The sequence below is a fragment of the Variovorax sp. 01T439_2 genome, from assembly GCF_056398445.1.
Genome location: NZ_JBFTPJ010001027.1, coordinates 1 through 2,001 on the forward strand (window position 1 = coordinate 1; position 2,001 = coordinate 2,001).

2 protein-coding genes are annotated in these 2,001 nt (G+C 71.0%); both read left to right on the forward strand.

Annotated features, from left to right (window positions below):
- Nucleotides 1-973 (forward strand): ApeI family dehydratase (locus tag AC1DOC_RS31395; RefSeq protein WP_478131302.1); only part of this gene is annotated, 973 nt, incomplete at its 5' end.
- Entirely contained in the window at nucleotides 973-1,971 is a 999-nt protein-coding gene (locus AC1DOC_RS31400; protein ID WP_478131303.1) for an acyl-CoA synthetase, read from the forward strand. The genes AC1DOC_RS31395 and AC1DOC_RS31400, both read left to right, overlap by 1 nt.
- Nucleotides 1,972-2,001 lie beyond the last annotated feature (30 nt).

Consider the following 2,001-nt stretch of genomic DNA (forward strand, 5'->3'; position numbering starts at 1 on the left):
GCTCTCGGGCATCGAGCTGCCGCCGGTCGACCTGGTGCTTTCCGCCACCGCGCCGCTCTCGCCGCAGCTCGCGGCCCAGGCCGAGCAGGCGCTCGGCGGCGTGCTGATCGAGATCTACGGCAGCACCGAGTCCGGCCAGGTCGCCACCCGCCGCACCACGCAGAGCGAAGTCTGGGAGACCTTCGGAGATATCCGCGTGCACGCCCAGCCAGGGGAGGGCGACGGGGCCGAGCGCTTCATCTTCAGCGGCGACTTCCTGCCCGAGCCCACGCCCATGGCCGACGTGCTCGAACTGCTCGACGCACGGCGCTTCCGGCTGCTGGGCCGCGCCAACGACCTGATCCATGTCGCGGGCCGGCGCAGCTCGCTCGCGCACTTGAACTACCACCTCAACAGCATCGCGGGCGTCGAGGACGGCGCGTTCTGGCTGCCCGACGAAGTGGCCGACGGCGTGGTGCGTCCGGTGGCCTTCGTGGTCGCGCCCACGCTCTCGGCCGGCCAGATCATTGCCGCGCTGCGCCAGCGGCTGGAGCCGGTGTTCGTGCCGCGCCGCGTGGTGCAGGTGAAGGCCTTTCCGCGCGAAGGCACCGGCAAGCTCACGGCGCGCGCGCTGCGCGAATTCGCGCTCGCGCAGCTGGCAGAAGACGACACACCGGTGCAGCTGGCCCATGCGGTGCCGGTCGACCATCCGGCATTCGCGGGCCACTTCCCCGGCCAGCCGCTGCTGCCGGGAGCGCTGATACTGGCCGAGGTCATGGAAGCCGTGCAGCGCGTGCCCGCGCTGGYCGCCCGGCTGGGTGCCCATCCCACGCTCGCGGCCGCCAAGTTCCTGGCACCCGTGCGGCCGGGCAGCATGCTCTCCATCGAGCTGCAGCCCGAGTCCGGCGCCGCGCGCGGCGTGCGCTTCGACGTGCGCTGCGACGGCGTGCTGGCTGTCACCGGCCGCTGGGCCGCCGTGCCAGAGTCTGCGTGATGGATCACACCGACGCCGAGACGCGCGCCGTGAAARACGCGGCGCAGGCAGGCCAGCGCGGCGACTGGGCGCACACCCCCGAGCGCAGCAACATGCTGGCGCTGCGCTTCATCTGCCTGATGGCACTGGTGTGCGGGCGCCGCATCACGCGCCTGCTGCTGCCGCCGATCAGCCTGTACTTCCTGCTGTTCGCACCCGCGCCGCGGCGCCACATCAAGCGCTACCTGTTCAGGGCCATCGGTCCGCATGCCGGCTGGCTCGACGGCTACCGCCTGCTGCATGCCTTTGCCTCGACGGTGCTCGACCGCGTGTACTTCCTGCGCGGGCGCATGGACCTGTTCGACGTGAGGGTCGAGGGCAACCAGGCGCTCGAAGCCGAGGCGCTGAAGGGGCGCGGCGCCTTCCTGCTCGGCGCGCACGTCGGCAGCTTCGAGGCCATGGGTGCCTGCAAGCACAACAGCCTGCACAAGCACGAGCTGCGGTTGGCGATGCTGATGTACCCCGACAACGCGCAGCGCATCACGGCCATCCTCAACGCCATCAGCCTGCCCGGGCTGCGGCCGCACGTGATTGCGCTGGGCCGCCCGCATTCGATGCTCGCGCTGCGCGACTGGCTCGACGGCGGCGGCCTGGGCGGCATGCTGGTCGACCGCACCCTGCCTGGCAGCGAGAACCAGCCCGCGCAGCAGCGCGGCAACAACATCGTGCTGCCGTTCCTCGGCCATCCGGCCAGCTTCGACGACGGCCCGTTCCGCCTGGCCGCGCTGCTGCGGCGCAAGGTGTTCTTCATGGCCGGCCTCTACGGCGGCGGGGCGCGCTACGATGTCCGGTTCGACCTGCTGGCCGACTTCAGCGAGCGGGCGCCCGACCCCGCCGAGCGGGAACGCCGCATCCGCGCGGCGGTCGAAGCCTACGTGGCGCGCCTGGATGCCCTGTGCCGCGCCTATCCCTACAACTGGTTCAACTTTCATGATTTCTGGCTCGAAGATTCGGTTTGACTGGCTTTGCAGGAGCCTGCTGCTGGCACT